Below are 17400 nucleotides of genomic sequence, written 5' to 3' on the forward strand. Positions count from 1 at the left end.
CTTATATATTGATGTCTTCGCGTATCGGGATTGCCGGCATCTCTGGCCGGATGGGCCAGATGCTGGTGGAGGAGGTGGAGGCCGCGGGCGCCATTCTCGCCGGCGGCACGCGGCGTCGTTTCGCGACCGAGTCGCCCGTGCCGCTCTTCCCCGACGTCGCCACTTTGGCAGCGCAGTCCGATGTCGTGATCGACTTCACACGCGCCGGCACAGCCGAGAGCCATGCGGCGGCACTCACCGCCGCCGGCACGCCATGGGTGCTCGGCACCTCGGGCCTCTCGGCGGAGGAAGAGGCTGTGGTGGCCGAGGCCGCGCGGCGAATCCCCGTGGTCTATGCCGCGAATTTTTCGGCCGGTGTCACCCTGGTTCTGGCTTTGGCCGAAATGATGGGCGCGGCGCTGCCGGCCGCGCAATACGACGCCGAAATCGTCGAGATGCATCACCGCCAGAAGGTGGATGCGCCGTCGGGAACCGCTATCGCCATGGGGCGGGCGGTGGCGCAAGGACGTAAAGTCGATCTTAAGGACGTCATGCAGAGCGGTCGGGACGGCCATACCGGCCCGCGCCCTGACGGCGCCATTGGCTTCGCCGCTCTGCGCGGTGGGCAGGTGGTGGGCGAGCACAGCCTGCTCTTTGCCGGCAGTGACGAGCAAATCATTCTCTCGCACCGGGCTTTCGACCGCAGGACCTTCGCGACCGGCGCCGTACGGGCTGCGCTCTGGCTGCGCGGCCAAGCCCCCGGTCTCTACAATATGAGGCATGTCTTGGGTCTGGCTCAATCGCCGGAGGGTTGACCCGCCTCCCTCTTTAGGCGAAATGCGCACTCCCTCGCCGGTCGGTGAGGATTCCTCCTGTCAGCACGGAGCACCTTATGCGCGACACCGGCGAGTACCTGTTTACGTCAGAATCGGTTTCCGAAGGCCATCCCGACAAGGTTGCCGACCGGATCAGCGACACCGTGCTCGACGCCTTTCTGGCAGCAGACCCCTACGCCCGTGTCGCCTGCGAAACGCTGGTGACGACGAACCGCATCGTGCTGGCGGGCGAAACCCGCGGGCCTGACACCATCACGCACGAATACCTGGCCCATCTCGCGCGCCTTGCGGTGCATGACATCGGCTACGACCAGGAAGGCTTCTCCTGGCGCAATGCCGACGTGGCTGTCCATCTGCACGCCCAGTCCGCCGACATCGCGGTTGGCGTGGACGCCGCCGGCAACAAGGACGAAGGCGCGGGCGACCAGGGCATCATGTTCGGCTATGCCTGCCGTGAGACCGAAGAGCTGATGCCGGCGCCGCTCTATTACTCCCATCTCATCCTGCGCCGGATGAGCGAACTCCGCCGCAACAAGGACCTCTCGGTCGCTGGCCTGCAGCCGGATGCGAAGAGCCAGGTGACGCTGCGCTACGTCGACGGCAAGCCGGTGGGTGCGACCAGCGTCGTCGTCTCCACCCAGCACGACGCTGATGTCAGCCTCGCCAAGGTGCGCGACATGGTGCTGCCCATCATCCAGAGCAGCCTGCCCGAGGGCTGGATGCCAGCGGATAGCGAGATCTACATCAACCCGACGGGCACCTTCGTGGTTGGCGGTCCGGACGGCGACTGCGGCCTGACGGGCCGCAAGATCATCGTCGACACCTACGGCGGTGCAGCCCCGCATGGCGGCGGCGCCTTCTCGGGCAAGGACCCGACCAAGGTCGACCGGTCGGCGGCCTATGTCTGCCGCTATCTCGCCAAGAACGTCGTCGCCTCCGGCCTCGCCGACAAGTGCACGCTGCAGATCTCCTACGCCATCGGCGTCTCCCATCCGCTGTCCGTCTATGTCGACCTGCATGGCACGGGCCGGGACGTGAACGAGCAGAAGCTGGAGAAGACGCTCCGCGAGCTCGTGAACCTTTCGCCGCGCGGCATCCGCGAGCATCTGCACCTCAACCGCCCGATCTATGCGCCGACCTCGGCCTATGGCCATTTCGGCCGCACGCCGGATGAGGAAAAGGGCACCTTCACCTGGGAACGGACCGACCTCGTGCCGGCGCTGAAGTCCGCCTTCAACCGCTGATCGACGCGAAGCCTCAGCCGGACCGTCTCTACGGCCGGCAGCGCGGACACGCCCTGCGGGCACGGCAGGTCTGGCTCATGGAGCAGGTCCTGCCGCGCTTGCGGGTGCCGGAGGCGGCGCTGGCCGCTCCCGCCCGCGCCTTTGATGTCGCACCCAAGGAAGTTTGGGTCGAAGTCGGCTTCGGCGGCGGCGAGCATGCGCGCGCGCTCGCCGCGGCGCATCCCGAGGCGGGGCTGATCGCCTGCGAGGTCTTCGAGAACGGCATCTGCTCGATGTTGTCGGCCTTGGTGCCGGATGACGGCACGGAGACGATTCCGCCGCTGCCGGGCAATCTTCGCCTCTGGGATGAGGACGCGCGGCATCTTCTGGGGCAACTGCCGGACGGCGCCCTCTCGCGGCTCTATCTGATGTTTCCGGACCCCTGGCCCAAGGCGCGCCACGCCAAACGGCGCTTCATGCATCCCACCAACGTGGCTCTGGCGGGACGGTTGATCCGTCCGGGCGGTCTGTGGCGCATCGCAACCGATGACCCGACCTATCAGGCCTGGACTGCCGAAGTGCTCGCGGCCCAGGATCTGTTCGAGGTGCCGGCGCCCGCGCAGGACCGCCCGGAGGGTTGGCCGCCGACGCGCTATGAAGCCAAGGCGCTCAAGGCCGGCCGGCAACCGATGTATTGGAGCCTGATCCGAAAGGCGTGACGCGCGGACGCGCCGCGCCGAGGATACGGGCGCGGCTCCAGCGGCGGCAGGGTTCTTCCACCGTGCGATGCACGAGTGCCGCCACGGCGAGCGGCAACAGCAAGGCGGCTGGTCCCCAGATCAGGGTGAAGAGCGGCCCGTCGCCATGGGCGAGCGGCGCGAGAGCCAGCATCAGCAGGCGCTGGACCGGCGCATGCAGCAGATAGAGAGAATAAGAGAGGCCGCCGCACCATAGCAGCGGCGGCCAGGTGAGAAGCCGCCGCAGCCCGTGGTCGGCGCGCCATCTCGGCTGCTGCGCCCTCAGGCAAAGGATCCAGACGAGAGGCACGGCCGTCGCGCCCCAGCCGCCACCCGGCTCCCGCGCCGCCGCGCTCATGCCGATGGCGACTATCACCACCGCCATGAAGGGCAGGGGGCGGAGTCGCCGGCTCAACCAGCCATGGCTTGCCAGGCCTAGGGCGAAATACCACGCTTCGCGCGGCAGAAAGGCGCGGCCGAAACGCCAGGCGTCGGGTAGCGCCGAGATGCCGAGCCCGCCGAGCCCGAGCAGCAGCAGGAGGGCGACGAGGCGGCCGGTGCCGCCGGTGAGCAGAGCGGGTGCGGCGGCTAGGCAGACGGCCATCAGCGTATAGAACTGCCACTCCGTTCCGAGACTCCAGGCGGGGCCGAGCAAGGCGTATTCGGCGCCGGGCAGGAGCCTCGGAGGCAGGAGGCTGTGCAGCATCAGGAGATGGGCAAGGAGATGCAGCCATGGCTGCGGCGGCCAGCCGGGTTCGAGCACGGCATGGGCCACACCGCCTGCGCCGAGCCAGGGCATGGCGGGAAAAGGGTCTCCGGCCGCGAGCGCGCCACAGGCAAGGGCTAGCGCCAGGAAATAGACGGGAAGGAGACGCCCGGCGCGCAAGGCCAGGAAGCGGCCGGCGGCCGCCCAGCCTTGGGTCCCCGCCTGCGGTTCCAAGGCATGCAGGATGACGAAGCCGCTCAGCGCGAAGAAGAGGTCGACCGCAGCGCGGCCATGCGAGACGAGACCCGCGATCCAGCTCACAGAGGGTGGCAGGAAGAGGAACGGCAGCGTATGCCCCGCCAGAATATAAAGAGCCAGCAGGCCCCTCAGCCCATCCAGCGCAAGCAGACGTTGCGGCATCGGTGCGTATCCGGAACGAAAACCCCTAGATACGCCGCGCTGCGGGTCTTGGCGAGGCCTGCTGCGCGGGACGGAGGATCAGCGGGCGCCGCCGTAATGCGGGGTGAGGCTGGCATGGCCGAGCGCATTGCGGCGCAGGAAGATCGCGACCTTCTCCGCCGGCGTCCCTTCCTTGAAAGGCAGGCTGCGGTCCTTCAAAGCCCAAACGGTGATGAGATAGTGGTGCGCGAGCTTGCCCGGGTGCGGACAGGGCCCCGTATAGCCCGCATTGCCGAAGCCGTTGCGCGCCTGCACCGTTCCGGCGGGGCGCAGCTTCTCGTCCTCAGCCGCATTCTGCTGCAGTGTCGTCACGCTGGCCGGGATATTGAACATCATCCACAGCCAGGTAACGCCGACGCGAGCATCGAGATCCGCCATGCTGATCGCATAGCTGCCGGTGCCGGCGGGGCCATCATTCCAGATGAGCGGGGGCGACTGGTCGCCGCCCGTGCACCCGTTGCGGGTGCCGACATCCGCCTTGGGGATGGTGGCGCCGGTCTGCACCGTCGGGCTGGTCAGGACGAAATGCGGTGTATTGGCGACGGTCGCGGCGAGGGCCGTCGTGCTTCCTTGAGCCGCCAGGCCGCCGATCATGCAGAACAGGAACAAGCCTCCTGCATGGCATAACCGAACGGAGGATGACCCTCGCGCGCGGAAAAACCTTGGCAGACGGCCCCGGTGCGAGTTATCCTCCACGCAACAAGAACTCCTGCGATCAGCGGGGAACACATCCAAGAAACTGAAAAAGGGTGGCCCTGGGCCGCCTTTTTTATTGCTTGGCCCAGGATGTAGCGAGGCCGCCCCGCGCTTGGCAAGCCACTGCAGCTAGACCGGCCGCTGATCAGATCTGCGCCTCGGGCTTCCTGCTTGCAGAGCCGCCCGCACCCGCCTATATGCGAGGTCTTCCCTTCACCGATGAACCGACGGGGGTGGCCCAAAAGGCCGCCTTTTTTGTTTTGACCGACGACGACAGACCGCATCATTCCGGGTTCGACGCGCGCCTGGCCGAGATCATCATGCCGCGGCTGGAAGCCATGGGCTTCGAGCTGGTTCGTGTCCGCATGCTCGGCCGCGAACGCCCGACGGTGCAGATCATGGCTGACCGCGCCGACGGCAACCAGATCACCATCGACGACTGCGAGACGATCAGCCACCAGATCGGCGCCGTACTGGACGTCGAAGATATCGTCCCCGGCGCTTGGACTTTGGAGGTAAGCTCCGCGGGCATCGATCGGCCTCTGACCCGGGCCAAGGATTGGAACCGGTTCTCGGGCCATCTCGCGAAGGTGGAGATGACGATACCGACGCTCGATGGACGGCGCCGGTTCTCCGGCATCGTGCTGGGTGCCGCAGAGGGCCAGGGCCGCATGCGGCTGGACGACGGGACTGAGGTGACGCTGCCCCTCGTCGACATCAAGACGGCACGGCTGGTTCTGACGGATGCGCTGATCGAAGCGACCGCCCGGGACCTGCCCACTGACCTCCACTGAGCTTTTACCTTTGAGTCGTTTCTGAGAGGCCCGACCATGGATACCGCGATAGCCCGCCCTGAGCTGCTCTTGGTTGCCGATGCCGTCGCCCGCGAGAAATCCATCGACCGCGACGAGGTCCTGGAGGCGATGGAGCAGGCGATCCAGAAGGCCGGCCGCGCCAAATACGGCCACGAGAAGGACATTCGCGCGACGATCGACCGCAAGACCGGAGACGTGCGCCTCTCCCGCTGGACCGAGGTGGTCGAGGTCGCGGAGAACGAAGACACGCAGATCCCGCTGCACATCGCGCGCAAGTTCAAGCCTGAGATCAATCTGGGCGAGTTCATCATCGACCCGCTGCCGCCGATCGACTTCGGCCGCATCGCGGCGCAGACGGCCAAGCAGGTGATCGTCCAGCGCGTGCGCGAATACGAGCGCCGCCGCCAGTTTGCCGAGTTCAAGGATCGCGTGGGCGAAATCGTCAACGGCGTGGTCAAGCGGACGGAATACGGCAACCTCATGGTAGATCTCGGCCGGGCGGAGGCGCTGCTGCGCCGCGACGAGCTGATCGCGCGCGAGAGCTTCCGAAACGGCGATCGCGTGCGCGCCTATATCTATGACGTACGGGAAGAGCCGCGCGGCCCGCAGATCTTCCTCAGCCGCACCCATCCGGGCTTCCTTGCCAAGCTCTTCGCCCAGGAAGTGCCGGAAATCTATGACGGCATCATCGAGATCAAGGCCGTGGCGCGCGACCCCGGCAGCCGCGCCAAGATGGCGGTGATCAGCCGCGATGCCTCGATCGACCCCGTGGGTGCCTGCGTCGGCATGCGCGGCAGCCGCGTTCAGGCCGTGGTGCAGGAGCTTCAGGGCGAAAAGATCGACATCATCCCCTGGAGCGCTCAGGCCGCGACCTTCGTCGTGAATGCTCTGGCGCCGGCCGAAGTGACCAAGGTGGTGATGGAAGAGGAGACCGGGCGCGTTGAAGTCGTCGTGCCCGATACCCAGCTGTCGCTCGCCATCGGCCGCCGCGGCCAGAACGTTCGTCTCGCTAGCCAGCTGACGCGGTGGGACATCGACATCCTGACCGAGGCGGAAGAGAGCGAGCGCCGTCAGGAAGAGTTCCGTCGTCGCTCCGGCCTCTTCGTGGAGGCGCTGGATGTGGACGACGTGATCGCCGGTCTGCTGGTGACCGAGGGCTTCACCACCCTCGAGGAACTGGCCTACACGCCGGTCGAGGAATTGGCTGAGATCGAAGGCTTCGACGAGAACGTGGCGGGTGAACTGATCCGCCGTGCCGAAGAGTTCATGACGCGTCGGGATCGTGAGCTGGAAGATCGCCGGGTCGCCCTCGGCGTGACGGACGACGTCGCCTCCTTCGAGATATTCTCGCCGCAGGCGCTGGTCGCATTGGGAGAGAAGGGCGTGAAGACGCTCGACGATCTGGCCGACCTTGCTTCCGACGAACTGATCGAGATCGTCGGCGCCGGTCTCGACGAAGAGACTGCGAATGCCGTGATCATGCAGGCGCGGGCGCATTGGTTCGAGGGTGAGGAGGAGGGCGATTCTGAGCCCGCAGCAGAATGATGACCCGCGTCTGACCGCGGCGCCTATCTCCGGCCTCGTCATGGACGCGGCCGGACCTCAGGAGCTGCCTGAGGATGAGGGCGCCGACGACGAGAAGGGACCGTTCCGTCGCTGTATCGTGACACGCGAACGGAACCGTCCCAAGACCATGATCAGGTTTGTCCTGGGCCCCGAGCGGATGGTCGTGCCTGACCTCAAGGCAGGGCTGCCCGGACGGGGAATGTGGTTGAGCGCGCGGCGGGATGTGATAGAAACCGCTCTCGCTCGAAAGGCTTTCGCACGGGCTGCACGTGCGGAGGTTGTGGTGCCCGCCGATTTGCCGGACATCATCGAGGCAGCGCTCAAGCGGAGAGTGATCGAGGTTTTGGGCCTGACCCGGCGCGCTGGTCAGGCCGTATGTGGATTTACCAAGGCGCGTGAGTGGCTGGCGGCCGATCGTGCGGCGCTGATCGTCCAGGCTTTGGACGGCAGCGTCGAGGAACGCGCCAGATTGTTGAATGGACGCGCGGTTCCCGTGATCGCTCCCTTGCCTGCCCAGGAACTGGGGCAGATCTTCGGGCGTGACCATGCCGTGCATGTGGCGGTATCGGCCGGGCGGCTGGCATCGATGCTGCTGACAGAGACTGAGCGTCTGGCCGGGATTTCCCGAAGCCGGAGCGAGGCTGATCAACCGGGCGGATGATAGTGAGCGATACGAAAGACCAAGACGGCAAGGCGAGATTGTCCCTGCGCCCTTCCGGGCGACTGGAGCTGGGGCGGACCGTGGATGCAGGTTCCGTGCGCCAGAGTTTCAGCCATGGCCGGTCCAAGGTGGTGCAGGTTGAGGTTCGGAAGAAGCGTGCCCCAGGCACGCCGCCGCCGGCCGCCCCTTCTGCTGCCGGCCAGCCTGCGGGCAGCGGCCGTCCTCAGGGCGGCGGCCGTGCCGGCTCCGGCACGGGTTCGCGCGCGCTGACGGCGAGCGAACTCGCCATCCGTCAGCGCGTTCTGGAAGACCAGAAGCGCGACGCGGCGAAGCGCGAGGCCGAGGCCCGCGAGCGCGAGAAAATCATGATCCTGTCGGCGGCCGAAGAGGCGCGTCGGCGTGAGGAAGAAGAGGCACGCCGCGCGGCCGAAGAAGCCGAACGGCAGGCTGCCGAGGAAGCGGAGCGCCGCGCGGCCGAAGCGGAAGCGCGTCGGGCTGCCGAAGACTCGCAGCGTCCGGCGAGTGCTGCTTCTGTCGCCCCGCTGCGCAGCAAGGCGCCGGTCGCACCCGTGCCGCCGCCAGCGCCGAATCCGGCTGCGCGGCCGGCCGCTGCCCCGCGCCATCCCGGCGCCGGTGCCCCTGGCGAGACTCTCCGTCTCAAGCCCTCGGGCCGGGCGGGTGAGGAAGACGATGATCAGCGCCCCGTCCGCCGCGCAGGTGGTGGCGCGGCCGTACCGCCGCGCAAGCCCGCCGTCGTTGCGCCCAAGAAGGGGGCCGACGATCGGCGCCGCGCCGGCAAGATCAACGTTCAGGCCGCGATCGAAGGTGACGATGAGCGCGTGCGCTCCATCGCCTCCATGCGCCGGCAGCGGGATCGCGAGCGCCGCCAGGCGGAGCTCGAGCGTCTGCGCGCCGACCAGGTGAAGGTGGTGCGCGACGTGGTGATCCCCGAGAGCATCACGGTGCAGGAACTCGCCAACCGTATGGCCGCCCGTGCGGGTGACGTCGTCAAGACGCTCATGAAGATGGGCGTGATGGCGACCATCACCCAGACGATCGACGCCGACACGGCCGAACTGGTGGTTCAGGAATTCGGCCATCGCGTGAAGCGCGTGTCCGAAAGCGACGTCGAGCTCGGCCTCGAAGGCGAGGTGGACGAGGAAGACGATCTGCTGCCGCGGCCGCCGGTCGTGACCATCATGGGCCATGTCGATCACGGCAAGACCAGCCTGCTCGATGCGCTGCGCCAGACGGACGTCGCGGCGGGCGAGGCAGGTGGTATCACCCAGCATATCGGCGCCTACCAGATCACCACGCAGTCGGGTGACAAGATCACCTTCATCGACACTCCGGGCCATGCCGCGTTCACGGCCATGCGCTCCCGCGGCGCGAGCGTCACGGACATCGTCGTGCTGGTGGTTGCCGCCGATGATGGCGTGATGCCGCAGACGATCGAGGCGATCAGCCACGCCAAGGCGGCGGGCGTGCCGATCATCGTGGCCATCAACAAGATGGACAAGGTGGGCGCCAACCCCGACCGCGTGCGCAACGAGCTGCTGCAGCACGAAATCGTGGTGGAAAGCCTGGGCGGCGACACGCAGGAGATTCACGTCTCCGCGCTGAAGCGCACGGGCCTCGACAAGCTCGAGGAAGCGATCCTCGTGCAGGCCGAGATGCTCGACCTCAAGGCCAATCCGACGCGCGATGCCGAGGGCACGGTGATCGAAAGCCGCCTCGACCGTGGGCGCGGTCCGGTCGCAACCGTTCTCGTCCAGAAGGGCACGCTGTGGACGGGCGATATTCTCGTCGCCGGTGCCGAATATGGTCGTGTCCGCGCGCTGATCGATTGGAACGGTCAGAATGTGAAGACGGCCGGCCCGTCCGTTCCGGTGGAAGTGCTCGGTCTCTCGGCGGTGCCGGGCGCGGGCGAGACCTTCACGGTGGTGGACGACGAGCAGCGGGCGCGTGAGATCGCCGAATTCCGCCAGCGCAAGCTGCGCGACAAGGCGGCGGCCGGGGCGATTGCCGGCCGTGGCACGCTGGACCAGATGCTCGCCCGCATTCAGGCCGGCGTGCAGAAGGAAGTCGGCGTCCTCATCAAGGCGGATGTGCAGGGCAGTTCCGAAGCCATTCAGGCGACGGTGCTCAAGCTCGCCAATGACGAGGTGAAGGTGCGCGTTCTCCTGGCCGGCGTCGGCCAGATCTCGGAGAGCGACATCCAGCTCGCCAAGGCCTCCAACGCCGTGATCGTCGCCTTCAACGTGCGGGCGACCGCTCAGGCGCGGGAGCTTGCACAGCGCGAGGGCGTCGATATCCGCTACTACAGCATCATCTATGACGTCGCCGACGACATCGAGAAGCTGGTGCGCGGCCGCATGGCGCCGAAGGTGCGTGAGAACTTCCTGGGCTATGCCGAGATCCGCAAGGTCTTCGACATCACCAAGTCGGGCAAGGTCGCCGGCTGTATGGTGACCGACGGCGTGGTGCGGCGTGGCGCCGGCGTGCGCCTGCTGCGCGACAACGTGGTGATCCACGAGGGCGAGCTGTCCCAGCTCAAGCGCTTCAAGGACGACGTGAAGGAAGTGGCCCGCGGCTACGAATGCGGCCTGTCCTTCGCCGGGTTCCAGGATCTGCGCGAGGGCGACATCGTGGAGTGCTACGAGCGCGAGCTGGTGCCGGCGTGACCGGAAGCAACGCACCCTCGCAGCGCCAACTGCGCGTCGGCGAAGAAATCCGCCACATCCTGGCGGATCTCTTCGCCCGCGACGTGATCCGCGATCACGAGCTGAGCGGGGTGGCGATCACCGTGACGGAGGTGCGGGTCAGCCCGGATCTGCGGCGGGCGACCGCCTATGTCACGCGGCTGGGCCGCAGCGACGTGGACCAGCTTCTGCCGGCGTTGAAGCGGGTTGCGCCCTTCCTACGGAGTCAGGTTGCCCGCTCCCTGCGGTTGCGGGTGACGCCGGATCTCTCCTTCCTGGCTGATACCTCGATCGACTATGCGATGGAGGTAAACAGCCTCCTGCACCGGCCCGATGTGGTGCGGGATCTCGACAAGGGCTGAGCCCAGGCGCTCTCCGCCGGGGATGCGTTGACGCTATGGAAAAGGCAGGCCCTCGGGAGCCTGCCTTTTTTGTGGTCTCACGCCGGCGCGCGAGGCGGTCCGCAGGCTCGGCGCCAGGGCGGCTGTACGCCATGCTCCTCGGGATTACCTGCGGTCACTGGGCGTCCAACCGCATCTCCTCCCTCCTCCGACGCGCGGAAAATGTCGCGCACGAGGGCCTGATAAGGCGCCGCAGGCCTGATGGCGGGGCCGCCGGGGTCGCCGAAGCGAGGGCAAAATGTTTCAGATACGTTTTGAAAGAATGAAAAACCTTAGGTCGTTTGCTCACCGTTGATCTTCCTCATGATAAAAGAAGGGTTTGCGGGTTTGCTTTCACGTCTTTGATCAACGATTGGACAATCTGGAGGTTGCGTGCTTGCTCGGGCATCTTAGCCGCCTGGTCTCGCACTGCGGGCGCGCCATTTGTCAGATCATAGCGACGCCAGGATGCCGCCGTCGACATAGAGCACCTGGCCGGTGACGTAGGCCGCGGCATCCGAGCACAGAAAGATGGCGGCGCCGGCCAGATCCTCGAGCTGCCCGAAGCGGCCCAGCGGAATGCGCGCGCGCATGCGCGCTTCCCACGCGGCATCGGCATAGAAGGCCTCGGTCAGCGCAGTTCTGAAATAGCCAGGCCCGATGCCGTTGACCCGGATACCCACGGGAGCCCATTCGGCGGCCAGCGCATGCGTCATGCCGACGAGCCCAGCCTTTGAAGAACCGTAAGGAACCGCCGTTGGAATCCCCACGGCAGAGGTGAGCGAACAAAGGTTCAGGATGGCGCCGCTGTGACCGGCTGCCACCATCCGGCGTGCCGCCGCTTGGGCGCAGAAGAAGCTGCCGCGCAGATTGACGTCGAGGATGCGATCCCAGAGCGAGACATCCACCTCCAGCGACGGTCGTACCTCTTCCATACCAGCGTTGTTGACGAGGATATCAAGTCTTCCCTGAATATTTTGGAAACACTCGGTGATGCTTGTTGGGTCGCCCACGTCGAGCAGGGCGATTTCGGCCGAGCCTCCGGCGCCTTCAACCATCTCGGCCGTTTCGCCTAGGTTGGCAGCCTCCCGCCCGGTCAGGATGACATGGGCGCCGGCGCTCGCCAGCGCCAGCGCAATCGCCCGGCCGATGCCGCGGGAGGCGCCGGTGACCAGAGCGGTTTTGTCATCAAGGGAGAATCTTGTCACAGACATGGAAAGGTCGTCTCGGCTCTAAGGTGGATTAAAATTTACTCATCCCGGAACAATAGCGTGTCTTCTTCATGAAGTTGGGGATTAATGGGGCATCAATGAGGGGATTTTTGTCGGAAACGTCGCATTTAGGGCTTTCTTGTGTGGTCATAGGCAGCGCAGGATCGCGCCGATACGGCGGTTCGGACGAGAGCGGACGGCGGCAGAGGGTACGTTGACACAGATACCGATCAGTTTTCACGACATCTCCCATGCGGAGACCATTCCTCCCGATCTTCTGGCGCGGACCGAGGCGGATCTATCCCAGTTCCTCGAAGGCGCGGCAGGAATCATCGAGGCGGTGCGGGTGGAGGGTGATGCTGCCCTGCGCCGTTTTGCCGAAGCCTTCGACAAGGTGTCCCAGCCGATTGCCTCTCTCCGCGCGACGGACGCCGAGTTCGAAGCCGCCTTCGGCAAAGTGCCCGAGCCGGTTGTGCGTGCCATTGAAGTGGCGATCGACGCCGTGCGGCGCTTCCACGAGGCGCAGCGGCCTGAGGAGATGTGGCTGAAGGAGGTTCATCCCGGCGCCTGGGCCGGGGACCGCTTCCTGCCGATCGAGAGCGTGGCGTGCTACGTGCCGCGCGGCAAAGGCGCCTTTCCCAGCGTGACCATCATGACGGCTGTGCCGGCGGTGGTGGCCGGGGTCAAGCGGCCGATCATCATCACCCCGCCGGGTCCCGACGGCGCCGTAGATGCGGGCACATTGGTGGCGGCGAAGCTTGCCGGCATCAAGGAGATTTACAAATGCGGCGGTGCACAGGGTGTCGCCGCTGTCGCCTTCGGCACCGAGACGGTGCCCCGCTGCCTCAAGATCGTCGGTCCCGGCAGTCCCTGGGTTGTCGCCGCAAAAAGGTTGCTGGCGACGAAGATCGATCCCGGCGTGCCCGCCGGCCCGAGCGAATCCATCATCCTTGCAGACGACAGCGTCTCCGGTGCGCTCGCGGCGCTCGACCTTATCATCGAATCCGAGCATGGGCCGGACTCATCGGCCTGGTTGGTGACGCCGAGCGAACAACTCGCCCGGGAGGCGATTGCCGCTCTCCCCGGCCATTGGGCCGAAATGGACGAGGGACGCGCCGGGTTTTCCCGCACGGTGCTGACTGGACCGCGAGGTGGCGTCATCCTCACCCGGGATTTCGACCAGGCGGTCGATTTCGTGAATGCCTATGCGCCGGAGCATCTGGAGATTCTCGTCGAGGAGCCCATGTCTGTCCTCGGACGCATCACCAATGCCGGTGAAGTTCTGTTGGGTCGTCATACGCCTGTAAGCTTGGGCAACTATATTCTCGGGCCCAATGCGGTTTTGCCGACGGGCGGCGCCGCGCGGACTGCCTCGCCTCTCTCGGTTTACGACTACATGAAACGATCTTCTATTGGTTATGTAACGAAATCAGGGTATGATGACTTGGCACGCCACGTGAAGGCGTTGGCCGAGTATGAAGGATTTTCTGGTCATGCCCGGGCGGTCTCAGCGCCTCGCCACCGTCTCCTGGGGTGAGGGCGGCCGCGGAACCCCGGTTGTGACTCCGGACTATCGACAGTCAGTCTGCATCTCTCCAACAAGGACGTTTGGGAGATCATCAGCGCAAGAAGAAAGGAAAAGTGCTCGTGCTGGATCGTCAGGTGCAAAGAACGAAGAAGAGCAGCGACACGGCTCGCACGTCGGAGGCGGCCGGCACGGCCCGCGCCGCAGCCGGCACGGTGATCGTCGCGGAACGGTATGTGCCCGGCCTGGTCCGGGCGGTCGCCAACAAGCTCGAGGGTGGAGCGTCGCGCTTCTACCGTAAGCATTACGGCATCGGTCTGTCCGAATGGCACATCCTGGTGGCGCTTGCCGCCGATCCCTGGATCACCTCGCCGGTGCTCTGCAAGAACGCCGGCCTGGACAAGGCGGCGGTGAGCCGCAGCCTCGCGCGCATGGAAGAGCAGGGCCTGGTCCTGTCACGGGACACCAGCGGCCGGTCCCGCGCGACCGCGCTGACCGCGAAGGGTCGCCGCCTGCATGACCGAATCGCCCAGGCTGCCGCTCAGCGTGAGGAGCAGCTGCTCGCCGAGTTCTCGCCGAAGCAGGTGGACTCGCTGGTTCAGCTTCTCACCGCCCTCTCCAAGGCGGCTGCGGGCCTGACGGATGCGGCGCCGAAGGCCACCCGCAAGAAGAAAGCGGCATAACCCCGCGCTTCGGAGGCTCACACAAAACCCGCGCAGCCCGAAAGGGCGCGCGGGTTTTTTCATAGCCGACGTCGAGACGCCTCAGCTTAGGCGTGACCAGCGAGCGGAGATAGGGCAAGCGGGTCGATATGCATTTTCTGCATCGCCCGGCGCCAACGCGTGCCGTCCTCTCCATCGAAGACCAAGGCTTCGTCCGGTGGCACAGAGAGCCAGGCGTTTTCGGCAAGCTCCGCCTCGAGCTGCCCCGGGCCCCAACCGGCATAGCCGAGGGCCAGGAGACCAGCCCGTGGCCCCTGACCCTCGGCAATGGCCTTGAGGACGTCCAGGCTCGTCGTCAGCGCGAAGGTGCCGTCGACGTCGAGTGTCGCTTCGGCCATCCAGTCCGTGGTGTGCAGAACGAAGCCCCGGGCGTTTTCGACGGGGCCGCCGGCGCATAGGCGGATCTGACGCAGCGGGGGCGAGGGCGCGATCTCCAGCTGGCGCAGCAGGGCCTCGAAGCTCGGCGTCCGCAAGGCCCGATTGAGGATGATCCCCATCGCCCCGTCTTCGCCATGGGCGCAGACGAGGATGACGGTCTGGGCGAAGTTGGGATCGGTCAGGCTTGGCATCGCGACGAGGACCTGCCCGGTCAGCCGGTCCGCGTCCCGGCGCGCAAGGTCGGAGCCAGCGGGGCGGGCCGTGCTCGGCCCGGTCGTGGACGAGGTTGAGGGGGATGGTCTGCTCATTCCTGAGTATCTGGCATTTTCACGCCGACGTGCAAGGATGGCGCGCAGGCGGGCGGTGACAGGCCCGGCGGCAGCGCGTAAGCGGAACACCCACCCAAGAGGCAGAGAAAGCGATGATCAAGATTGGTGACACGATCCCCGACGTCACGGTCATGCAGGCGACGCCGGACGGCCCCAAGCCGATCAGCACCGGCGACATCTTCAAGGGCCGCAAGGTCGTCCTCTTCGCCGTGCCCGGTGCCTTCACGCCGACGTGCAGCGCCCGTCATCTGCCGGGCTTCGTCGAGCAGGCGCAGGCCTTCTTCGACAAGGGCGTCGAGACCATCGCCTGCATCGCGGTGAACGACGCCTTCGTGATGGGCGCCTGGGGGCGCGACCAGGGAACCGACGGCAAGGTGTTGATGCTGGCCGATGGCTCGGCGGACTTCGCCCGTGCCATGGGTTTGGAGCTCGATCTCACGGCCCGCGGCATGGGCGTCCGCTCGCAGCGCTACGCCCTCGTGGCGGAGAACGGCGTCGTCACCTTCCTCGGTGTCGAAGAAGGCGGTGCCTTCGAAGCGAGCAAGGCCGAGACGGTGCTCGCCGCCCTCTGAAGGCGAAGAGGGCCGCGCTTGGCGCGGCCCGACGGCTCACATGCCGAGAGCCCGGCGGTAGACGTCGAGCAGGGTCTCCTGCTCCTCGACCTCGGCCGGCTCCTGCTTGCGGATGCGGATGAGCTGGCGGAGCACCTTCACGTCGAAGCCCGCCGACTTCGCTTCCGCGTAGATGTCCTTGATATCGCTCGCGAGCGCCTTGCGCTCCTCTTCCAGCCGCTCGATGCGCTCGATGATGCTGCGCAGGCGGTCGGCCGCAATATTGCCCTGGGAGGCGGCGTCGGGGGTATCGGCTGAATCGAACGCCATGGGCGAAGCTCCTTCGAAAACGAAACGCGGGTCGGGGCGGGCGAGGTAACCCGCCGGAGGGGCGTGGGTCAATTGCGCTCTGGGATCACGTTTCGGGCCGGTCGGCGAGGGGCGGTCCACCACCGAGTGCGCTTCTCTTCAGTTGTTATTTAATTGGAACGTTTTTATCATTTAACGAAGATGGCGTTTGGAGTTAGTTAACGATTGATCGTTAACAAACACCGACCGGGCTCGGACGGGGCGCGCCGAATCGAGGGAGCAGATCTCGCAGGATGGTTCCGCTGAGCTACGAGGGAATCGCATCGCGTCTCGATGCCGGCGATCAGCCGGGGCTGGAAGCAGCCTTGGCTGCGCATCTGCGCGAACCGCCCGACCCTCATTGGATCGACCTTGGCATCTTCTTGCGGGACCGTGGGCAGCAGCGTCTGGCGTTGGTCGTCTTTGACCGGCTCATGCGCGCTTTGCCGGAGTGGATCGCGCCGTATTTCGAGGCAGCGTTTCTGCATCGTCTGGCGGGAGAGCATGCGCTAGCAGCACAATTGTTGCGCCAAGCCCACGCGGTTGATCCGCGCAACATGCGCGTTCTACTCTTCCTGATTCACATGACCTACGCAACGGGTGAGGAAGAGGAGGCGGATCACCTCTACCACCGTGGCCTCCTGCTCGCGAAGGAGGAGGATCTCGCACCGCTCGCGGAGATGCGGGCCTTCGGCCTCTTCCTCCGGGAGTGGCCGAAGGCCCGCGCTCTGGCCCTGATGCATCGCAACCAAGAACGCTACAGACATGCCGCTGCAGGAGAGGTTGGGGAGGCGGCACTTGCCGCCGTCGAGGCACGGCGGCCCTTCGCGCTCATTCGCCTTGGCGACGGCGAGGGCTCCTGCATCAATCTTGGGCCAGAGGACGAGGGGCGCTTCGCCGCTCTGCACAGCCGCAACCGCGCGGAACTGACGGCCATGTGGTTCGGTCCGCAGTTTGATTGGAACGGCCGGGCCTTTCGCAGCCTGGTGCGTCAACTGCCGCGGACCGCGCTCGACGCCGATTTCGTCGGCCTGCCCTATGAGGGGTGGATCGACCATGAATATCGCATCGCGAGCCTACGCGGCATCCCAACCCTCATCAACATTCACCGGGCGTTCGCGCAATTCGACGAGCCGAAGACGCAGTTGCGTTCCTGCTCCCAACTCGTTCACGTCGACTTGGCCCAGGCCGGTTTCATGCGGCAAATCATCCGCGCCGCAGGCCGCGTCAGCATTATCTCCTGCCTGCCGGAAGTCGCCGAGATCATCCGTTCCAGGCTCGGCATAGAGGACGTCACCTTCTACCGCATTCCAGGGGAACGCGGTTCGGTTGCGGCGCTGGGGGATGAGATCGTCGCCGGCAGTCATTTCCCCGAGGTCTTTACCCACATCATGGCCCAGCTGGAGCAGCCGCATGATGGGCGGCTGTTCCTGGTCGCAGGGGGTGTCCTCGGCAAGTTCTACGCCGCCAAGATCAAGCAGCATGGCGGCGTCGCGCTCGATATCGGCTCAGTCATTGATGGCTGGGCGGCGAGGGCGACGCGGCCGGGTTTGCAGACGCCGCTCTGATAGACAAA

The 17400-nt window shown here is 66.1% G+C and carries 17 protein-coding genes; 12 read left to right on the forward strand and 5 right to left on the reverse strand.

Features of this window, described 5'->3' with window-relative positions:
- The first annotated feature begins 11 nt into the window (after positions 1-11).
- From dapB to trmB, 3 genes are all read left to right on the forward strand, one after another.
- Positions 12-794: a 4-hydroxy-tetrahydrodipicolinate reductase gene (dapB, locus tag ACYQ6W_RS11405; protein ID WP_459675411.1), complete on the forward strand. Its 783-nt coding sequence runs from the start codon at positions 12-14 to the stop codon at positions 792-794.
- Between the two features lie 77 nt (positions 795-871).
- Positions 872-2059 carry a methionine adenosyltransferase gene (metK, locus tag ACYQ6W_RS11410; RefSeq protein WP_459675412.1) on the forward strand — a complete coding sequence of 396 codons (1188 nt, stop codon included), beginning with the start codon at positions 872-874 and terminating at the stop codon, positions 2057-2059.
- A 77-nt stretch (positions 2060-2136) separates the two neighbouring features.
- Positions 2137-2757: a tRNA (guanine(46)-N(7))-methyltransferase TrmB gene (trmB, locus tag ACYQ6W_RS11415; RefSeq protein WP_459675413.1), complete on the forward strand. Its 621-nt coding sequence runs from the start codon at positions 2137-2139 to the stop codon at positions 2755-2757.
- Here trmB and ACYQ6W_RS11420 read toward each other — a convergent pair.
- Both ACYQ6W_RS11420 and ACYQ6W_RS11425 read right to left on the reverse strand, forming a co-directional pair.
- On the reverse strand, positions 2708-3901 hold the full coding sequence (locus ACYQ6W_RS11420; RefSeq protein WP_459675415.1) for an acyltransferase family protein: 1194 nt from the start codon (positions 3899-3901) through the stop codon (positions 2708-2710). The genes trmB and ACYQ6W_RS11420 overlap by 50 nt on opposite strands.
- Before the next feature lie 78 nt (positions 3902-3979).
- On the reverse strand, positions 3980-4549 hold the full coding sequence (locus ACYQ6W_RS11425; RefSeq protein WP_459675416.1) for a YbhB/YbcL family Raf kinase inhibitor-like protein: 570 nt from the start codon (positions 4547-4549) through the stop codon (positions 3980-3982).
- Positions 4550-4869: 320 nt separating this feature from the next.
- Here ACYQ6W_RS11425 and rimP point away from each other — a divergent pair, with 320 nt between their 5' ends.
- The 5 genes from rimP to rbfA are packed head-to-tail and all read left to right on the forward strand — an operon-like array spanning position 4870 to position 10742.
- A complete protein-coding gene (rimP, locus tag ACYQ6W_RS11430; protein WP_459675417.1) occupies positions 4870-5430 on the forward strand; it encodes a ribosome maturation factor RimP in 561 nt (186 codons plus the stop codon).
- Positions 5431-5466: 36 nt separating this feature from the next.
- Positions 5467-6996 (forward strand): transcription termination factor NusA, encoded by a 1530-nt coding sequence (gene nusA, locus ACYQ6W_RS11435; RefSeq protein ID WP_459675419.1) that lies wholly within the window; start codon positions 5467-5469, stop codon positions 6994-6996.
- A gap of 40 nt (positions 6997-7036) precedes the next feature.
- The gene (locus ACYQ6W_RS11440) at positions 7037-7678 is read left to right on the forward strand and encodes an RNA-binding protein (RefSeq protein ID WP_459675421.1); all 642 of its coding nucleotides are present in this window, start codon (positions 7037-7039) and stop codon (positions 7676-7678) included.
- A gap of 2 nt (positions 7679-7680) precedes the next feature.
- Positions 7681-10362 (forward strand): translation initiation factor IF-2, encoded by a 2682-nt coding sequence (gene infB / locus ACYQ6W_RS11445; protein ID WP_459675422.1) that lies wholly within the window; start codon positions 7681-7683, stop codon positions 10360-10362.
- A complete protein-coding gene (gene rbfA / locus ACYQ6W_RS11450; protein WP_459675423.1) occupies positions 10332-10742 on the forward strand; it encodes a 30S ribosome-binding factor RbfA in 411 nt (136 codons plus the stop codon). The genes infB and rbfA overlap by 31 nt, the downstream gene beginning before the upstream one ends.
- Positions 10743-11212: 470 nt before the next feature.
- Here rbfA and ACYQ6W_RS11455 read toward each other — a convergent pair whose 3' ends face one another.
- The gene (locus ACYQ6W_RS11455; protein ID WP_459675424.1) at positions 11213-11974 is read right to left on the reverse strand and encodes an SDR family NAD(P)-dependent oxidoreductase; all 762 of its coding nucleotides are present in this window, start codon (positions 11972-11974) and stop codon (positions 11213-11215) included.
- Between the two features lie 211 nt (positions 11975-12185).
- On the opposite strand from ACYQ6W_RS11455, the gene hisD reads away from it, so the two are divergent.
- Entirely contained in the window at positions 12186-13508 is a 1323-nt protein-coding gene (gene hisD / locus ACYQ6W_RS11460) for a histidinol dehydrogenase (protein WP_459675426.1), read from the forward strand.
- Between the two features lie 110 nt (positions 13509-13618).
- Complete coding sequence (locus ACYQ6W_RS11465; RefSeq protein WP_459675428.1) at positions 13619-14179, forward strand: MarR family winged helix-turn-helix transcriptional regulator; 561 nt, start codon at positions 13619-13621, stop codon at positions 14177-14179.
- A gap of 86 nt (positions 14180-14265) precedes the next feature.
- Here the strand turns inward: ACYQ6W_RS11465 and ACYQ6W_RS11470 are convergent, their stop codons facing one another.
- Positions 14266-14904: a YqgE/AlgH family protein gene (locus ACYQ6W_RS11470; protein WP_459675429.1), complete on the reverse strand. Its 639-nt coding sequence runs from the start codon at positions 14902-14904 to the stop codon at positions 14266-14268.
- A gap of 113 nt (positions 14905-15017) precedes the next feature.
- Between ACYQ6W_RS11470 and ACYQ6W_RS11475 the strand changes: the two genes are divergently transcribed.
- Positions 15018-15497 carry a redoxin family protein gene (locus ACYQ6W_RS11475; protein WP_459675431.1) on the forward strand — a complete coding sequence of 160 codons (480 nt, stop codon included), beginning with the start codon at positions 15018-15020 and terminating at the stop codon, positions 15495-15497.
- Between the two features lie 36 nt (positions 15498-15533).
- Here the strand turns inward: ACYQ6W_RS11475 and ACYQ6W_RS11480 are convergent, their stop codons facing one another.
- On the reverse strand, positions 15534-15806 hold the full coding sequence (locus ACYQ6W_RS11480) for a DUF2312 domain-containing protein (RefSeq protein WP_459675432.1): 273 nt from the start codon (positions 15804-15806) through the stop codon (positions 15534-15536).
- A 272-nt stretch (positions 15807-16078) separates the two neighbouring features.
- Here ACYQ6W_RS11480 and ACYQ6W_RS11485 point away from each other — a divergent pair, with 272 nt between their 5' ends.
- A complete protein-coding gene (locus tag ACYQ6W_RS11485; RefSeq protein ID WP_459675434.1) occupies positions 16079-17392 on the forward strand; it encodes a tetratricopeptide repeat protein in 1314 nt (437 codons plus the stop codon).
- The last annotated feature ends 8 nt before the right edge of the window (positions 17393-17400 follow it).

The sequence above is a fragment of the Acidisoma sp. 7E03 genome, from assembly GCF_054665075.1.

Bases quoted from the DNA above. Each gene is read 5' to 3' on its own strand.
- metK (WP_459675412.1), top strand. From the start codon at position 872: ATGCGCGACACCGGCGAGTACCTGTTTACGTCAGAATCGGTTTCCGAA.
- ACYQ6W_RS11440 (WP_459675421.1), top strand. From the start codon at position 7,037: ATGGACGCGGCCGGACCTCAGGAGCTGCCTGAGGATGAGGGCGCCGAC.
- ACYQ6W_RS11455 (WP_459675424.1), bottom strand. From the start codon at position 11,974: ATGTCTGTGACAAGATTCTCCCTTGATGACAAAACCGCTCTGGTCACC.
- ACYQ6W_RS11480 (WP_459675432.1), bottom strand. From the start codon at position 15,806: ATGGCGTTCGATTCAGCCGATACCCCCGACGCCGCCTCCCAGGGCAAT.
- ACYQ6W_RS11485 (WP_459675434.1), top strand. From the start codon at position 16,079: ATGGTTCCGCTGAGCTACGAGGGAATCGCATCGCGTCTCGATGCCGGC.
- ACYQ6W_RS11475 (WP_459675431.1), top strand. From the start codon at position 15,018: ATGATCAAGATTGGTGACACGATCCCCGACGTCACGGTCATGCAGGCG.
- dapB (WP_459675411.1), top strand. From the start codon at position 12: ATGTCTTCGCGTATCGGGATTGCCGGCATCTCTGGCCGGATGGGCCAG.
- ACYQ6W_RS11420 (WP_459675415.1), bottom strand. From the start codon at position 3,901: ATGCCGCAACGTCTGCTTGCGCTGGATGGGCTGAGGGGCCTGCTGGCT.
- ACYQ6W_RS11470 (WP_459675429.1), bottom strand. From the start codon at position 14,904: ATGAGCAGACCATCCCCCTCAACCTCGTCCACGACCGGGCCGAGCACG.
- trmB (WP_459675413.1), top strand. From the start codon at position 2,137: ATGGAGCAGGTCCTGCCGCGCTTGCGGGTGCCGGAGGCGGCGCTGGCC.
- nusA (WP_459675419.1), top strand. From the start codon at position 5,467: ATGGATACCGCGATAGCCCGCCCTGAGCTGCTCTTGGTTGCCGATGCC.